General features: G+C 32.5%; 11 protein-coding genes. 9 read left to right on the top strand and 2 right to left on the bottom strand.

Going from position 1 to position 15,268, the window contains the following annotated elements:
• Window positions 1–45: 45 nt before the first annotated feature.
• From Q0891_RS16735 to Q0891_RS16715, 5 genes are all read left to right on the top strand, one after another.
• On the top strand, window positions 46–831 hold the full coding sequence (locus tag Q0891_RS16735) for a carboxypeptidase-like regulatory domain-containing protein (protein WP_299103486.1): 786 nt from the start codon (window positions 46–48) through the stop codon (window positions 829–831).
• A 25-nt stretch (window positions 832–856) separates the two neighbouring features.
• Window positions 857–1,246 carry a thioesterase family protein gene (locus Q0891_RS16730; RefSeq protein WP_299103485.1) on the top strand — a complete coding sequence of 130 codons (390 nt, stop codon included), beginning with the start codon at window positions 857–859 and terminating at the stop codon, window positions 1,244–1,246.
• A gap of 83 nt (window positions 1,247–1,329) precedes the next feature.
• Window positions 1,330–2,097 (top strand): hypothetical protein, encoded by a 768-nt coding sequence (locus tag Q0891_RS16725; protein ID WP_299103484.1) that lies wholly within the window; start codon window positions 1,330–1,332, stop codon window positions 2,095–2,097.
• A gap of 74 nt (window positions 2,098–2,171) precedes the next feature.
• On the top strand, window positions 2,172–3,764 hold the full coding sequence (locus tag Q0891_RS16720; protein WP_299103483.1) for a right-handed parallel beta-helix repeat-containing protein: 1,593 nt from the start codon (window positions 2,172–2,174) through the stop codon (window positions 3,762–3,764).
• A gap of 9 nt (window positions 3,765–3,773) precedes the next feature.
• Window positions 3,774–4,004, top strand: coding sequence for a hypothetical protein (locus Q0891_RS16715; protein WP_299103481.1), 231 nt, complete (start codon window positions 3,774–3,776; stop codon window positions 4,002–4,004).
• A 78-nt stretch (window positions 4,005–4,082) separates the two neighbouring features.
• On the opposite strand, the gene glyA is transcribed toward Q0891_RS16715, so the two are convergent.
• Complete coding sequence (glyA, locus tag Q0891_RS16710; protein WP_299103480.1) at window positions 4,083–5,357, bottom strand: serine hydroxymethyltransferase; 1,275 nt, start codon at window positions 5,355–5,357, stop codon at window positions 4,083–4,085.
• A gap of 111 nt (window positions 5,358–5,468) precedes the next feature.
• On the opposite strand from glyA, the gene fahA reads away from it, so the two are divergent.
• Window positions 5,469–6,764: a fumarylacetoacetase gene (gene fahA, locus Q0891_RS16705; protein WP_299103479.1), complete on the top strand. Its 1,296-nt coding sequence runs from the start codon at window positions 5,469–5,471 to the stop codon at window positions 6,762–6,764.
• A gap of 307 nt (window positions 6,765–7,071) precedes the next feature.
• Here the strand turns inward: fahA and Q0891_RS16700 are convergent, their stop codons facing one another.
• A complete protein-coding gene (locus tag Q0891_RS16700) occupies window positions 7,072–8,754 on the bottom strand; it encodes an RluA family pseudouridine synthase (RefSeq protein ID WP_299103478.1) in 1,683 nt (560 codons plus the stop codon).
• A 260-nt stretch (window positions 8,755–9,014) separates the two neighbouring features.
• On the opposite strand from Q0891_RS16700, the gene Q0891_RS16695 reads away from it, so the two are divergent.
• The 3 genes from Q0891_RS16695 to Q0891_RS16685 all read left to right on the top strand — a co-directional run.
• Window positions 9,015–10,199, top strand: a complete 1,185-nt coding sequence (locus Q0891_RS16695; protein ID WP_299103477.1) for a hypothetical protein — start codon at window positions 9,015–9,017, stop codon at window positions 10,197–10,199.
• A gap of 163 nt (window positions 10,200–10,362) precedes the next feature.
• Entirely contained in the window at window positions 10,363–13,815 is a 3,453-nt protein-coding gene (locus tag Q0891_RS16690; RefSeq protein WP_299103476.1) for a Calx-beta domain-containing protein, read from the top strand.
• 365 nt (window positions 13,816–14,180) lie between these two features.
• Window positions 14,181–15,268, top strand: a 1,088-nt coding sequence (locus Q0891_RS16685; protein WP_299103475.1) for an HYR domain-containing protein, incomplete at its 3' end; no start/stop codon positions are given.

Here is a 15,268-nt window from a genome sequence, read left to right as displayed (position 1 = left end):
ATATAACGACTAACTTTTGGTTCTTTGATGTAAATCATAGAAACCATGAGAAAAGTTATTACCATTAGTATACCAGAGCCTTGCCACGAGGATTGGAATAAAATGACACCTAAAGATAAAGGACGTAATTGTGCTGTATGCGATAAAACTGTTGTAGATTTTTCAAAACAAACAGATGAGCAAATCATTAAATCATTAGAATTTAAAGGCAACCTGTGCGGAAGGTTTAAAACCGAACAAGTCGATAGAGATATTGTATTAGCCAGAAAGAATAAAAATAATTATTTGTCTTGGGTAGCTTCTGGCCTATTTGCATTTTTGGCAATAGGGAACCAATATATGTATGCGCAAGGCGCACCAAAATCTATTAGAACAGAAACAACAATAAAACCAGTGATTAATGGTAGAATAGCTACCTCTATATTAGCCATGCACAAAATTTACGGCAAAGTTACGGAAGCGGATTTAGGTACACCTATGGCAGGTGTTTCTATCGTCGTAAAAAGTACTAACCAAAAAATTGAAACTGATTTTGATGGAAAATACACCATTGAAGTAAAAAAAGGCGAAATACTTATCTTTAGTTATTTAGGTTTCATCTCACAAGAAATAAAAGTTGAAAACACAAAGCATATCGATATTAAGCTTCAAACAAATGAAATGGAAATTCTAGGTGAAGTAAGTGTAGTTGCTGGTGGTATTAAAGTTTATAACCATAATACTCCTACAGATCCGATTTCTATTAATAATCAATTAACAAACGATTCAAAAAAAAGAACCACAATAGGCAAATTCTTTTACAGAATAAAAAGGTTATTTAACAAGAAATAATATCTTTAAGCATCAAAAACTGAAGATGCAAATATTTGAAAAAACCATAACGGTTTCAGAAGATGATATAGATGACCTTAACCATGTAAATAACGTTCGTTATGTACAATGGGTTCAAGACATAGCAAAGGATCATTGGCTTGCATTTGCTACACAAGATATCCTAGCATCTTACTCCTGGTTTTTAGTAAATCACTTTATTGAATATAAAAGTCAGGCATTGTTAGGCGATACAATACATTTAAAAACTTATGTTCCTTTAGTTGAAGGCGTATCTACCATAAGACATGTAGAAATCACTAATGCAAACACCAAAAAATTGATAGTAAAATCTAAAGCAAAATGGTGCTTAATAGATAATAAAACGCAAAGACCAACACGTATAACTCCAGAAATTGGCGAACTTTTTAATTAACATTTTATTAGGTTAAAGTTTATTTAACGCTAAGTATAGTTTCGATTAATTCACTTTTCTTTAAGGCATCAATCAACTATAATATGCAAAAAATTACTTTCCTCCTCTTTCTGTTATGCCTTCCATTATTACATAATGCCCAAACTTTAAAAGGCAAAGTATACGACTCAAAAGGCACTATAAAAAACATTAAAGTTTATAATAACACTCAAAATCGGTTAACGCTAACCAATGAAGAAGGCGATTTTAGTATTACTGCTAAGGTCGCAGACAGCATTACATTTGAATCCTTATTCTATCATAAAAAGACTATAGTTTTAGAGGACATTCATTTTAAAGGAACATTCGTTTTCGAACTAGAAGAAATTTTAAATGAACTAGACGAAGTTGAAATTAAAGCAGAACCTGAGCAACCCGTATTTACAGAAGAAACTTATAATAATAACCTTCAAAATATACTAAAAGAGGATATCAAAAACAATCCACATTTATACCAACCATGCAATGCAAATGGATCTATAGACATTTTAGCGGTTATTGGTTTAGTTGCCAAACTATTCAAAAATGATGATAAATATGTTGCTCCTGTTTATCAACCCATCACTTATACACAAATGGATTCTTTATTTAACAAAAGTGATTTTTTTAATAAAGACTTAATGACCAAAGATTTAAAAATTCCTGAAGATAAAACCTATCTATTTTACGATTTCTGCGAAACAAAACAAATAAGTACTAAGTTATTAAAAGACGAAAATAAAATGCAGTTGTTAGAAGAGTTAGTACAAAATAGTCAACTATTTTTAATATTATTAGAGCAATACAGTGAGGAAGCTCTTACCAAAGATTAGAAAAATCTAGAAGTAGATAATAAAACCTAACTTCAAAAGTTATATTTTTAAGCCTTAATTATATAAACCACTTTATGAAGCGATTGCTCTCATTTTTACTTTGTTTCGGAATATTAATATTTTGGAGTTCTTGTCGTGATGATTTTGAATTCTCTCCTAACACTGGTAATTTACAATTCGCCAAAGACACTATTTATTTAGACACCGTTTTCTCAACAATTGGTTCTAGCACGTACAATCTAAAAGTGTATAATCGTAGTGATACAGATATTGTAATCCCAACGATTCAGTTAGAGAATGGAGAAAACTCACTTTACAGAATGAATATAGATGGTTCTACGGGTGTACAAAATGATGAGCAGATCGGAAAGTTTTTTGAAGATGTAGAGTTGTTAGCAAATGATAGCTTGTTTATATTTATTGAAACTACTATCGATATTAATTCTCCCCATTTAGGTGCATTAGAAAATCAATTTTTATATACAGATAAAATTCTTTTTGATTCAGGAAGTATTCAGCAAGACGTCGACGTTGTTACTTTGGTAAAAGATGCTGTGTTTATTTATCCTAATAGAGAATTGAATGAAGAAGATAACACCTATATCATAGAAACGCTAACTTTTGATGTTGATGGCGACGGAACACCAGACGAAACTGCTCTACAAGGCAGATTTCTAACAGATGAGGAACTCACGTTTACCAACGAAAAACCATATGTGATTTATGGTTATGCTGGTGTTGATGCTGGTAAAACATTAATCATGGAAGCTGGGGCACGTGTGCATTTTCATGCGGATTCTGGCATAATTGTTACTGATGGTGCTACTTTAAATATTAATGGCGACTTAAGTGCAGATCAAGACACTTTAGAAAACGAAGTTATATTACAAGGTGACAGATTAGAACCTTTATATGAAGATATTCCCGGACAATGGGGAACTATTTGGTTTTATAACGGAAGCGAAAACAACTCTATTAATTATGCGACCATAAAAAATGCTACTATTGGCATATTATCTGAAGGCAATCAAAACGCGATAAACGATAAATTAACCATTACAAATTCTCAAATTTATAATGTGAGTAGCTTTGGTATTTTAGGAAGAGCAACATCTATAAAAGCAGAAAATTTAGTTATCAATAATTGTGGCCAATCTTCTTTTGCAGGCACATTTGGAGGTAAATACAACTTTACACATTGTACTATCGCTAACTATTGGAATACAAGCTTTAGGGATTATACAGCCTTGCTTCTAAATGATTTTTTAGTGGATGAAAACAATACCGTATTTACAAATGAGTTATCAGAAGCCAATTTTAATAATTGTATAATTTATGGTAATGATAATCCTGAATTAACTATTGAAAATGAAGGCAGTGTATTTAATTTTAAATTTAATAATTGCTTAATCCGATTTGATAATGACATTCTTGAGAACACTGGAAATTACGTCTTCAATGACACTAATTTCTTTGAAGGAAACATTTTCAACCAACTCCCTGATTTTGAAGATCCTTACGAAAACTTAATGCGTATTGGTTTTGACTCTGGTGCCAAGGGTATTGGTAGTTCTGATTATTTAATAAATTTAGATATTCTTGGAGGCGTAAGATCTTCAAGTGCTATTGATGCTGGTGCATATATTCATACTACTTTTGAAGATTAACACCTATAGATGAAATCTAAACTCAATTACTCAAAATTTGCTATTGAAATTATAAAGTATCTATGGCTAACCTTTAATTGCTTAGCTGCAATTCCTTTTGTTATAGCCGTTGTAGAAAAGATAAGACGACCAGATTTTAAAAATCTATCTACACAACACTTAATCATAATAGGAATCGTTATAGCCATTTCACTCACATTAAATCTTATTTTAATTTATAAAAAAAGCCCTTCAAAATAAATTGAAAGGCTTTTTTGTAATTATAGTATGTTTTAAATTGAAATACTGAAACAAGTTCAGTATGACAGCGTTAATGTATTAAGCATTAAACAAAGCGCGTCCACCCATTAAAGCATTCACTTTTTCAGCAACACCAGCTAACACCGTTTCGTCTTGGTAGTTTGTCAATACTTCATCAATTAAATCTACAACGTAAGGCATATCAGTTTCCTTTAAACCTCTTGTTGTAATTGCAGGTGTACCAACTCTAATTCCAGACGTTACAAAAGGAGATTCTGTATCAAAAGGCACCATGTTTTTGTTCACTGTAATATCTGCTTTTACTAAGGCATTCTCTGCATCTTTACCAGTAATATTTTTATTTCTTAGATCAATTAACATCATGTGGTTATCCGTTCCTCCAGAAATTAAGTTATAATCTTTAGCTACAAACGCTTTTGCCATAGCATCAGCATTGTGCTTAACTTGTAACATATAATGTAAAAACTCATCCGTTAAAGCCTCTCCAAAAGCAATGGCTTTAGCCGCAATAATATGCTCTAACGGTCCACCTTGATTTCCTGGAAAAACACCAGAATCTAATAAACCAGACATTTTACGAAGTTTACCATTCTTTAATGTAATACCAAATGGGTTATCAATATTTTCGCCCATCATAATCATTCCACCTCTTGGTCCACGTAACGTTTTATGTGTTGTAGTTGTTACAATATGACAGTGTGGCATTGGGTCGTTTAAAATACCTTTTGCAATTAAGCCTGCAGGATGCGAAATATCGGCTAATAAAACAGCACCTACACTATCAGCAACTTCTCTAAACTTAGCAAAATCGATATCTCTAGAATATGCAGAAGCACCAGCAATTATTAATTTTGGTTGCTCTTTTTTAGCTTGGTCAGCTAGCATATCATAATCAATATAACCTGTATCTTTTTTTACACCATAAAATGTAGGATTATATAATTTACCAGAAAAATTAACAGGAGAACCATGCGTTAAGTGTCCACCATGAGACAAATCGAAACCTAATATAGTATCGCCTGGTTTTAAACATGCATGAAAAACAGCTGTGTTTGCCTGACTACCTGAATGCGGTTGAACGTTAGCATACGCAGCGCCAAACAATGTTTTTGCTCTATCAATGGCAATATTTTCTACTTCATCAACTACTTCACAACCTCCATAATAACGCTTACCAGGATAACCTTCTGCATATTTGTTAGTTAATACAGAACCTGCAGCTTCCATGACCTGGTCGCTAACAAAGTTTTCTGATGCTATTAATTCTATACCATCAATCTGGCGTTCGTTTTCTGCTTTTATAAGTTCAAAAATTTGTTCGTCGCGTTGCATATATAATGTGTTTGTTAAATCAGTACAAAAATAGTGAATACATTAGTTTAAATATCAAAAATTATGTAGGTTTGAATAGAAATTAATGAACATTTAATCAACAATAGAAATATGCCATTATCAGCCAATAATCCAGACAGAACCTCTTGGTTACATGTCGGTAAATCATCAGACTTCCCAATTCAAAACATTCCATTCGGTGTTTTCTTAACTAGAGACGACATAATTACTATTGGAACCAGAATTGGAGATACTGCGATAGACCTTGGTGCTTTGCATCAGTTGGGTTATTTTGAAGGTATTCCGTTAACAGACGATATCTTTTTACAAGATACTTTAAATGATTTTATTGCTGATGGTAGAAAAACTTGGCGTTTAGTAAGAAATAGAATTGCTGAAATTTTTGATGCTGAAAATGATACTTTAAAAAATAACGTACCTCATAAAGAAACCATTTTATTTCGTTTAGATGAAATTGAAATGCAATTACCAATACAAGTTGGCGATTACACAGATTTCTACGCAAGTAAAGAGCATGCCACTAATGTAGGTGCTATGTTTAGAGACCCAGAAAATGCATTGTTACCAAATTGGGTACACATGCCAGTTGGGTATCATGGTAGAAGTTCTTCTATTATACCTTCGGGAATTCCTATCCATCGTCCACAAGGACAAACGTTACCTGCAGATGCTGAGCAACCTGTTTTTGGGCCTTCTAAATTGGTGGATTTTGAATTAGAAATGGCTTTTATTACAACAGATGCTAATGATTTAGGAGAACCAATTCCTATTGAAGAAGCTGAAGAATATATCTTTGGATTGGTATTATTTAATGATTGGTCTGCACGCGATATTCAGAAATGGGAATATGTACCACTTGGACCATTCTTAGGTAAAAGTTTTGCATCGTCAATGTCGCCTTGGATTGTAACTTTGGATGCTTTAGAGCCTTTTAGAACTGAAAGTCCAAAGCAAAACCCAAAGCCTCTTGACTATCTTCAAACTAAAGGAAAAAAGAGTTTCGATATTAATTTAGAAGTAGGTATACAGCCAAAAGGTGCTAAAGAAACAACGGTTGCAAAATCTAATTTTAAATATATGTACTGGAACATGTCTCAGCAATTAGCGCACCATACCATTAATGGTTGTCCTATTAACTCTGGAGATATGATGGGAAGTGGAACAATTTCTGGTCCAACACCAGATTCTTACGGTTCTATGTTAGAATTAAGTTGGAAAGGCACAAAATCTGTAAAGCTAAAAGATGGCACCGAACGTAAATTCATCAATGATAACGATACAGTTATTATGAGAGGTTATTGTGAAAAAGATGATATTAGAATTGGTTTTGGTTCTGTAAAAACGAAATTATTACCTGTATTTGATTCTAAGAAAAAGAAGAAATAAGCAGTTTGCAGTTTGCAGTTTGCAGTTTGCAGTTTGCAGTTTGCAGTTTGCAGTTTGCTAAAAAAAATTGAAAGAAGATTAGAGAGAAATAACTTTAATCTTCTTTTTTATTAAACATATTTCAACAAACACTAGAACTCTATACATTTAACTAATCACAAGTCTCTTTTAACTTTACACTTTACACTTTACAATTTATACTTTTTATTTTCTACTTTTCACTGTACACTTTCTAGTACCAACTGAAAGCTGAGACTGTGACTGAAAACTGAGACTGTGACTGAAAACTGCGACTGAGAACTGCAAACTAAAAAGGAGCTTCACAACTAAAACTAACCCACTCTTTTTTAATAGGATGCTCAAAACTTAATGTCTCTGCATGAAGGTGTAATCGGTTAGAAATTCTTCCGTATAAATCATCGCCAACAATAGGCATATTTAAACCTTTTTGATGCGCTGCATGCACGCGTAACTGATGTGTTCTTCCAGAAATAGGGTAAAAATGAATTCTTGTTTTATTATCCACAACCTCAACCACTTTAAATTTAGTTGTAGCTTTTTTACCGTGTTCGTAACAAACTAATTGCCTTGGTCTATTGTTTAAATCTACTCTTAAAGGTAAATCTATAATGCCTTGTTCTGCATCTAAAATTCCATCTAACAAGGCTACATAGCGCTTTTTTATAGTGCGTTCAATAAACTGTTTTTGAAGTTTTTTATGCGTTCTTTCATTCTTGGCTACTAATAATAAACCAGAAGTTGACATATCCAAACGATGCAACAACAATGGCCCTGTAGCATTTGGCAAATACGCTTGCATCCTAGTTAAAACAGAATCTTTAATAGTTTTACCAGGAACGGATAAAAACTCATGAGGCTTATTAACCAGTAATAAATAATCGTCTTCGTAGATTATTTCTAGTTCGCCATTAAACACACCAGCCAATTCTATAGGATTTGGTTCTACGTCTAAACCTTGCATCATATGACCTAAAATAGGCTCGCATCGTCCTCTACAAGATGGATAAAATTGTCCGTGTTTTCTAACTTCTTTGGTTGGCGAAATTCCCCAATAAAATTCGGCCATTGCAATAGGCTTTAACTTATTTTGATAAGCATACTGAAACAATTTAGGTGCAGCACATTCGCCAGCTGCTGCAGGTGGTTTTCCTAAATCTGTACTATTAAAAATTGCGATTAAATCTTTAGTATCGCCTTTAGCATTTAGAAATTTATAATGTTCATGAATTTCCTTTTGCAAACGCGCAGACAATGTTTTTCGTTCTAATTTTAAAGCTTCAATTGGATTTTGTAATTCGGCTACATCATTTTCTGCTTTTTTCAGCGCATCTTCAAGATGAAGTTTTAAATATTTTAAATCTATATTACTCTGAATACTTTGTTGCTTTAAATCTTCAAAAAATAGTGCTTTTTCTGTATCTGAAAGATGTTGCTCTGCTTCTACTCTACGCTGTTTCCTTTTTTGTTTTTCGGCTTTTGCCTTAGTTTTAAAATCTTCAAGTTTTTGAATATTTTCAAGCTTTAAACTCTTTAATTTTTTTAAGGCTTTTTCAATTTCAGGATTTTGTTCTAATTGTTCTATTTCAGCTGTTAAATCATTTAAATGTGCTTCATTTTGCTTGTAAAAACCATCCTTGTTTAAAGTATCATAAACAGGTGGTACAAATCCTTTTAAATGATTGCTTTCTGCTAATTTTCCTGAAAATGCTGTGAGGTAACCTAGTTGTCCTTCTGAAGTTTCAACTAACATTACACCAAACATTTTTCCGAGTTTTAAACCTTTTTTTGATTCGTCTAGACCAAAATTATGTTCAAAATCTTGCTGTGTAGTTAAATATGTTTTTACCGCATCTGCAGCTTTAATACAAAGTGGATGTGGTGTGTAATAAAACGGAAATGTAAAATGTTTCGGAAGTTTTTCCGAATGTGATTCTAAAGGATGAAAACAACCGTTTTCCGTATTAAACATAGTACTTTCAATTGATTTGCAAAGAAACAAAAATATATTCTATTCGTCAGTTCAAGTGACATACAATTATAAATTGAAACCATACGTCAGTTCGAGTGAAATTGCTTCTTTTTAGCAATTTTGTATCGAGAACAATATGTTTAAAAAAGCTTCTCGATACAATTTGTTCGTGCCTCACAAATCACTCGAAGTGACGTTCAATTTAAAGTTTGGCACCATAATTGAAATTACTAATTACATAACCAATAAAACCTAACATTATGAAAAGATTTTTACTTTTAACAGTCCTTGTTTCGGTACTAATATCTTGTAGTGCCAAAAAACAAATTGAAAGCGCCATTAGCAATGGAAATTATGACGAAGCTATTTCTGAAGCGTTAAGAAAACTTGAAAACAATAAAGACAAAAACCGAAAGCAAGATTATATTGTGATGCTTGAGGATGCCTACTATAAAGTTTTAGAAGAAAATTTAAATGATGTGGCTCATCTTAAAAAAGATGGGAACCCAGAACAATTTAAAACGATTTATTCTATATATGTAGATTTAGAAGAAAGACAAAATGCTATTAAGCGTGTGATGCCTTTGCAGATAAATGGCAAAACACTGAACTTAGATTTTAATGATTACAGTTCAGAAATTGTTGATTACAGATACAAAACCTCTGAGTATTTAATTGGCCAAGGGATTACATTATTAGATTCTGGCGATAAGTATAATGCAAGACAAGCGCATGGTATTTTCAGTTATATTGAAGAAATTAATCCTAATTTTGAAGAAAATAGAAGCTTAATTACAGAAGCGCATGAAGCTGGTATGGATTACGTGTACGTTTCTGTGCAGAACCAAACACAACAGTTTATTCCACAACAATTAGAAGCCGATTTAATTGATTTTAACACCTATGGTTTAAATGATTTTTGGACAACATATCACACTAACACGAGTGAAACTATAGATTATGATTTTGCCATGGCATTGCAATTAAAGCAAATAAACATTTCGCCAGAGCGTATTAACGAAACACAGATTTTAAGACAAAAACAAATTGTTGATGGTTGGGAATACCAATTAGATAGAAACGGAAACGTAAAAAAAGACAGTTTGGGTAACGATATTAAAATTGATAAAATTATAACTGTTAAGGCTAGATTTACGGAAGTTTTACAAACAAAATCAGCACAAGTAATTGCTGATGTGGTTTATACAGATTTAAAACAAAACCAAACTATAAATTCTTTTGCTATAGATAGTGGATTTGTATTTGAAAATGTATTTGGGACATATAAAGGAGATAAAAGAGCGTTACATAAAGATGACATTTCGCTTATCAACCAAAGACAAATGCGTTTCCCAACAGACGAACAAATGGTCTATGATACAGGCGAAGATTTAAAACTAAAACTTAAGGATATCATTGGTTCTTATGCGTTTAGAAGAAGTTAAAATAATGAATACCAGATTAAAAAACTCTTACTTAGGTAGGAGTTTTTTATTTTTAGCTGTTATAATTATAGAATCCAATATGTTATTAAAGTTAAAAATAGCACTTAATTTAACGCAACCATTTGATTAATTTATCGTCTATTAGTTATCAAACCAATCCATCATGAAAAAATTATCACTTCTATTTCTATTTGTTTTTTATTCCATATTTAGTTTTGCTCAAGGCCCAACGGTTTACATAACCAATGGAGGAAGCGGCTATTCTGTAATTGAAGGTAATACGTATACCTTTACCGTTAGCATGTATAGCGCAACTACAACTGATGTTATTGTAGATGTATCTACACTAGCAAACACGGCTGACAATAGTGATTATACACCTCTTAATACAACAGTTACTATTCCTGCAGGTCAATTAAGTAGTAGCGCATTAAGTATTCCTACAAACAATGATTCTACGATTGAAGATGATTATGAATATTTTAATATACAAGCTAATGTAACGTCTGGCAACACTAATAATTCTGAAATTTCTAGAATTATATATCTTTATGATAATGATACTACGCCAACAGTTAACTCTACGACTTCCCGAAGTATTGTTGAAGGCCAAACAACATATCATTCTTTTATTCTTAGTAATTATTTTAGTACTGACGTCACTTTTAATATAGTTAGTAGTGATGATACAGCAGATATTTCGGACTACGACGCAATTTCAACAACCTTAACTATTCCTGCTGGAGAACGTTCTATTTATATACCTGTTGTTTCGTTGCAAGATGCAGCAACGGAAGCCGATGAAACATTTAATATAACAGCAACTATAACCTCTGGAAACACAACAAATAATAGTATTGATATTGTTTATACCATTTTAGATGATGATACAACACCAACCCTAATTTTGTCTTCTTATGGTAATACAACAGAAGGAAATTCGGCTTATGTCTATGCTAATTTAGATAGAGTATTTAATTCTGATGTTACTGTACAAATCACAACGTCTAATGGAACGGCTGATAACTCTGATTATACTAGCCTTACTCAGACAAAAACTATTGAAGCAGGAGATATTGGTGTGAATTTTCAGGTTTACACAACGGACGACACATTAGATGAACCAGAAGAATCATTTAACTACACAGGCACTGTGATGTCCGGAAACACCACAAATGCTTCTGAAACTGGGTCTTTAACTATAATTGATAATGATGGCATGCCAGATTTTAGTATTCGGCCTTATTATAGTAATGATAACCAACCATATTCAGATAGTATCGCAGCAGAAGAAGGATTTGATCTTAAATTTACACCAAGATTAACACATCCAAGTCCTGTTGATACTGAAATTGAAATTACTACCACTAATGGTACAGCTGATAATTCTGATTATACAACCTCAACTATAAATATTACAATTCCTGCTGGTCAATATCACAATTATAATGAGGTTTATAGTTATCCTACAGTTTTAGACCAGCTAGATGAAGATGATGAAAATTTATTCATTGATGCCGTTATAACTTCAGGTAATACATATAACACCAATTATTCCGTTGAAGCTTTCATTATAGATAATTATGCTATAAATGCACAAGCAGACCCAATAGCTTCAATTTTAGAAGTTGGTACGTCTTTAAATGTATTAGATAATGATACTTTTGAAGGATTACCTGTAAATTTAGCTGATATAAACTTAACAATGCTTAGTAACAATTCTTTGGGCATTACTCTAGATTCTAGTGGACTTTTAACAGTCCCTTCTAGTGTTCCGTTAGGTTATTACAGTATAGAATATCAAATTTGCGAGACAGCAAACCCAACAAGTTGCGACACAGCTTGGGTTACTATTATTGTTGTATCTCCTTTAGAGGTCAACTATACTGTAACGTATGTAGATTTTAATGGCGATGGCTATACAAGTGTTGGAGATACTGTTGAATATGAGTACACAGTAACCAATAACGGAAACGCAGCTATTACCAATATAGATGCGGAAGTGCCTTATCAAGACCTAGATATTGTTGGTGGACCATTAGCAAGCTTAGGCGCAGGCCTTACCGATACAACTACGTTTACCGCATTACACATTATTACACAAGATGATATTAATTTTGGATATTACGATGGTAACTTAGAAGGTGCACATTTTTACGGTACCTATTACGGAAATGAACAAATAGAGTATTTATACTATCAGTCTCAGAATTTCAGTTTACAACAATCTGACGGTTTAGAACTTAATGCTTTTGTAGATAGTAATGGTAATGGCATACAAGAAACTAATGAAATTAATTATCCTTTAGGTCAGTTTAATTACGAAATTAACAATGATGGTATTATGCATAATTTGTTTGTATCGCCTCATTATTTATATGAATCTAATCCAACAACGACATATAATTTAGCTTATACTGTAGATCCAGATTATGCTGCTTACAATTCTACAACGACAAGTTATTCTAATATTTCGGTTCCTGTAGGTTCCGGAATTACAACTTATGATTTTCCTATTACGGCAACACCATACGATGATTTGTCTATTGATGTATCAGCATCATGGAGACCACCTATTCCTGGTTTTAATTATTGGAATTACGTGAGCTACACTAATCATTCACATGAAACAGTAACATCTGGAACTATTGATTTTAATATGGATAGCGCTTTAAGTCTGCTCAATGTATATGAATCAACGCTATATTGGAACTCTACTAATGTGGCTTCAGTAACCACAACATCAAATGGGTTTTCTTATACTTTTAGTGATTTAGGACCTTATGAAACAAAACACCTTTGGGTAAAAATGTATGTGCCTACCTTACCAACCGTAAGTTTAGGCCAATTGGTAACTAATACTGCTGATATAGAAGTACTAGCTGGAGAGATTTTACCATTAAATAATACATCGAGTTTAACGGAAACAATTGTGGGTTCTTATGATCCTAATGATATTACGGAAAAGCATGGTGAAAATATTGTACACTCTACATTTACCACCGATGATTACTTAATTTATACAATCCGTTTTGAAAACACAGGAACTGCAAATGCTATTAATATTAAAGTTGAAGATTTATTAGATGATCAATTAGATGAATCCACTTTAAAAATGCTAGATGCTAGTCATGCCTATTCGTTAGAACGCGTTGGTAAACAATTAGAGTGGAATTTCTTTGGTGTTAATTTACCACCTTCTCAAGATGATGATACGCAGACAGGTCATGGTTTTATTACATTTAAAGTGAAACCTTTTCCAGATTATGCTATAGGAGATGTGATTCCGAATACTGCCGAAATCTATTTCGATTTTAATCCTGCCATTATCACTAACACATGGAATACTACTTTCGTTGAAACCTTAAGCGATACTGAATTTACGCAACCTAATTTAAGCATATATCCTAATCCTGTTAAGAATATACTTCAGGTTAATAATTCAAGTAATATTATAAGTTTAGAAATAACATCAATTTTAGGAAAACAAATATTATTTAAAACAATAGATGATTTTTCTGCAGAAATTAATTTTAGCGAATACGCAGCTGGTGTATATTTTATAAAAACAATAAGTAATAACGGAGAAAATGTTCAGAAGGTTATTAAAGAATAACTGAAAATTTTAACGAAACTAAAGTATTAAAAAGCCTTTCTATTATAGAAAGGCTTTTTTTTCGAAAAAATCCTACAATAACATTACCTAATTTTTGATCAAAAAATCCACTAAACTCATCTTTTTAACTTATTTATTATCAATAATATAAAACATAAAAAAGTGTTCATAAATATGTTAGTAATAAATTAAAATTAATTCTTAAATCTTAACAATTTCATTTGAAGTTTTTATCTGTACTTAATCGAATAATTTAATCGTTTAATCTGTATTCACCTAATTTTGATTTCCCTTTCAACCCTAATCATTTTTCTATAAACTGTTTTTCTAAGCATTTTGCTTAGCTGAACTATAACCTTAAATTAATGAAACACTTATACTCTAAGTTTTTATTTTTTGCTATATCTGTATGTTTTGTTTACAATTCATTTGGAGATTCACGCAAATTAGATGTTGTTAGCACTAATAATTATTTAACTATCTCAGATTGCCCTTCAGGTCCTATTACAGCTAATGTTAATGCTGGTACTTGTGATGCTGTTGTAAATTTTACCATTCCAACAACAGATATTCCTGGAGGAAACATGGTTTTAATAACCGCGTATGGTAATGGAGATGTTTTTCCATTAGGTAGTACAATTGTGACATATGAAGAACGTGATATATTAAATGCTCCTTCGGGAAACTCTTGCACGTTTACTGTTAATGTTATTGATAATGAATCGCCAACACTTACTTCAGTAGCTGATAGAAATGAAAACTTAGATGCGAGTTGTGGTTTTACTATTCCTGATTATACAACCTTAACTACAGCTAATGATAATTGTGCAGCGCTAACTGTAACACAATCGCCTGTTGCAGGAACTGTTATTAGTGGCGCAGGAACTATGCAAATAATTACACTTTCTACTAACGATGGATCTAATCCTGTGGTGTCAACCACGTTTGATGTCACGCTTAATGATAATATTGCGCCTACACTTACCACAGTGGCTGATAGAAATGAAAACTTAGATGCAAGCTGTGATTTTACTATTCCTGATTACACAACGTTAACTACTGCTAATGATAATTGTGTCACACTTACCGTTACACAAGTGCCTATTGCAGGAACTGTTATTAGTGGCGCAGGAACTGTGCAAACAATTACACTTTCTACTAACGATGGGTCTAATCCTGTGGTGTCAACCACGTTTGATGTCACGCTTATTGATAATATTTCGCCTTCGCTTACTGCAGTGGCTGATAGAAATGAAAACTTAGATACGAGCTGTGATTTTACTATTCCTGATTATACAACCTTAACAACAGCAAATGATAATTGTGGGACATTAACTGTTACACAATCGCCTGTTGCAGGAACTGTAATTAGTGGTGCAGGAACTGTGCAAACAATTACACTTTCTACTAACGATGGGTCTAATCCTGTGGTGTCAACCACGTTTGATGTCAC

The organism is uncultured Winogradskyella sp., from assembly GCF_947498005.1.
GTDB lineage: Bacteria > Bacteroidota > Bacteroidia > Flavobacteriales > Flavobacteriaceae > Winogradskyella.
Note: the sequence above shows the minus strand (reverse complement) of the source record. Positions and strands in the feature narration are given on the sequence as shown.